The 3,102-nt window shown below is 65.9% G+C and carries 2 protein-coding genes and 1 pseudogene; all 3 read left to right on the top strand.

The window, feature by feature from the left end; translation table 11 throughout:
• A pseudogene (amoF, locus tag AACR77_RS14405) lies at positions 1-1,523 on the top strand (amonabactin biosynthesis non-ribosomal peptide synthetase AmoF); the annotation flags it as partial.
• Between the two features lie 20 nt (positions 1,524-1,543).
• Positions 1,544-2,293: an amonabactin biosynthesis protein AmoA gene (gene amoA / locus AACR77_RS14400; RefSeq protein WP_042882428.1), complete on the top strand. Its 750-nt coding sequence runs from the start codon at positions 1,544-1,546 to the stop codon at positions 2,291-2,293.
• A 14-nt stretch (positions 2,294-2,307) separates the two neighbouring features.
• Positions 2,308-3,102: condensation domain-containing protein (locus AACR77_RS14395; RefSeq protein WP_231563255.1), on the top strand; the 795-nt coding region annotated here is incomplete at its 3' end.

Raw genomic sequence — 3,102 nt, 5'->3', positions numbered from 1 at the left:
CCGTCTATGTGCCCCTCGATCCCGAGCAGCCGCTGGAGCGCCAGGGCAATATACTGCGGCTGGGGGAGGTCAAGACCCTGATCACCCAGGCCGAGTATCGTCACAAGCTGGCCAGCCTGTTTGAGGGCCGCACCCTGCTGGCGGGGGACCTGGTGAGCGACGATCGGCTCAATCAGCCTGCCGCCGGCCGCGCCGTCGCCTACCTGATGTTCACCTCGGGCTCGACCGGCCTGCCCAAGGGGGTGGCGGTCAGCCACGGGGCGCTGGATCACTTCGCCGCCGCGGCCCGCTGCCGTTATCACCTGGATGAAGAGGCGCGGATGCTGCAATTCGCCCCCTTCAACTTCGACGCCAGCATCGAGGAGGTGTTCGCTACCTTGAGCGCAGGTGCCACCCTGGTGCTGCGCACCGACGCCCTGCTCGAATCCATGCCTGCCTTTGCGGCCGGGGTGGAGCAGATGGGGATCACTCACCTCGATCTGCCCACCGCGTTCTGGAACGAGTGGGTGGTGGCGCTGACGGCGGGTCAGGCCCACATTCCCTCGGGATTGGCCACCGTTATCATAGGTGGCGAGGCGGTCTACCCCGAGCAGCTAGCCCAGTGGCAGCGCCAGGGCCGCTCCGATGTGCGTCTCTTCAACACCTACGGCCCCACCGAAACCACAGTGGTGGTGACCACCCAGGAGCTGCAGCAGGAAGATCCGAACCAGGCCCAGCTGCCCATAGGCCTGCCGCTGCCCGGCATGCAGGCGCTCATTCTGGGGGCGGGGGAGCAACCCGCCATCGAGGGTGAGCTGGTGCTGCTCGGGCCACAGCTGGCCAACGGCTATGTGGGGGGCGTGCAAGGCAGCTTCGATACCCTGCGGGTTGGCGCGGAGCAGATGCCCGTCTATCGCACCGGCGATCGAGTGCGCTTGGTGTCCGGCCGGCTGGTCTACCTTGGCCGGCGCGACAACGAATTCAAGATAAGCGGCTATCGCATCCAGCCCGGCGAGGTGGAGGCCCAGCTGCTGGCCCTGCCGGGGGTGGACGAGGCCTGCGTGCAGGGTGTGAGCATCGGCAGCGTGCGCCGGCTGGTGGCCTTCGTGGCGGGGCCTGAGCGCGACAGCCGGGTCATCAAGGCGCAGCTGGCCAGGGTGCTGCCTGCCGCCATGATCCCCACCGACTATCGCCACTATGACCAGCTGCCCCGCACCGGCTCCAACAAGCTGGATCGCAAGGGGTTGTTGGCCGCCTACCAGGCGGGCGGCGAAGCCCTGACCCTGGGCAGCGAGACCGAGAACCGGGTCGGCGCCATCTGGCAGCAGATCCTGGGTCTGGCCACCATGGCGCCCGCCGACAACTTCTTCGAGCTGGGGGGCCAGTCCCTGCAGACCATACAGATAGTCAACCGGCTCGGCGCCGAGTTCGGGGTGCAGGTCAAGGTCTCCGACGTGTTCGATCACCCGCGCCTCGATGACTTCTGCCGTTTCCTCGACGGTCTGCTTGCCGAGGACGAAGAGAGCGTGGAGATGGTGTGGTGATGGATAAGGAGCAACAAGCAATGGCCTTTGATTTCACTGGCAAGCGGGTCTGGGTGACCGGGGCCGGGCGCGGCATCGGTCGCGAGGTGGCAACGCAGTTCGTGGCGGCCGGCGCATCCGTGGTGGGGCTGGATCTGGCGTTTCCCGAAGCGGACTACCCCTATGCCACCCAACTGCTCGATATTGGCGACTCGAAGGCGGTAAACGTCTGCTGCGCAGCGCTGCTGGCGGACGGCGGGCTCGATGTACTGGTGAACGGGGCCGGGGTCTTGCGCCTCGGTTCTACCGAAACCTTAAGCGATGACGACTGGCACGACTGCATGACGGTCAACGCCAGCGGCGTCTTCTATCTGCTGCGGGCCCTGGTGCCCCACTTCAAGGGGCAGCGGCGCGGTGCCATCGTCACCATCGGCTCCAACGCCGCCCATGTGCCGCGCATGCAGATGGCGGCCTACTGCGCCTCCAAGGCGGCGGTCACCAGCCTGACCCAGACGGTGGGGCTGGAGCTGGCCTCCTTCGGCGTGCGCGCCAACCTGGTGTCGCCGGGCTCGACCGATACCCCCATGCTGCGGGGCATGCTGCCAAGCGAGGAGGCCATGGCCCGCACCATCGCCGGGCTGCCGGAGCAGTTCAAGCTCGGCATCCCCCTGCGCAAGGTAGCCACCCCGGCGGAGATCGCCCATACCGTCCTCTTCCTGGCCTCGGATCTGGCCAGCCACATCACGCTGCAGGATCTGGTCGTCGATGGCGGCGCCACCCTGAGTGCCTGAGGCTTGAGAAACAGATGAATAATATGATTTTGCTGTTGAAACAGCTGGAGCGGCAGGGGGTCAAGCTGGCGCTGAACGACAAGGGCCAGCTTATCTCCCAGTCGAGCAAGGAGGCGGTGACGCCGGCCATCGGCGCCACCATCAAGGCCCACAAGGATGAGCTGGTGCGCTGCCTGGCGGCCCGCGCCGCCTTCGAGGTTCCTATCGCCTCCGAGGGCGCCCGGCAGGGGCCGCTCTCCTCGTCCCAGAGCGGGCTCTGGTTTATCGAGCAGTACGAGGAGGCCTCCCACCTCTACAACATGCCGGTCTATTTTCGCGTGAAGGGAGAGCTGGACACGGCGGCGCTGGAGTTTGCCTTCGACCACCTGTTTGCCCGCCACCCCAGCATGCGCACCCGCTTCATCAAGGACGAGGCGGGCAGGGGGGCCCAGGAGATCCTGCCCCATGTTCCCTTCAAGCTGCACATTGAGGACGTGAGCGCAGAGGCCATTGCCGAGCGCGAGGCCTATGTGGCTCGCCGGGTGCGCGAGGAGATTGGACGTCCCTTCTCCCTGACCCAGGGGGATCTCAGCCGAGTGCATCTTATTCGGCTGGGCAGCCGCGAGCACGTACTGCTGATCACCCAGCACCACATCATTTCCGACGGCTGGTCGGTCAAGAACATGTTCGCGGATCTCAAGCGTGCCTTTCTTGCCCATCAGAACCGCGAGCCTCTGCAGGTAAGCGAGCTGCCGCTCACCTACATCGACTATGCCCGCTGGTTCAACTCACCGCGTTTTCTCGATTATCACGCCGAGTTCAAGCCGTTC

This window comes from Aeromonas sp. ZOR0002 (assembly GCF_963866995.1).
Taxonomy (GTDB): Bacteria; Pseudomonadota; Gammaproteobacteria; order Enterobacterales; family Aeromonadaceae; genus Aeromonas; species Aeromonas caviae.
Note: the sequence above shows the minus strand (reverse complement) of the source record. Positions and strands in the feature narration are given on the sequence as shown.

What these genes read in the sequence shown, in the direction of transcription:
- amoA (WP_042882428.1), top strand. Translation starts at nt 1,544, where the DNA reads ATGGCCTTTGATTTCACTGGCAAGCGGGTCTGGGTGACCGGGGCCGGG.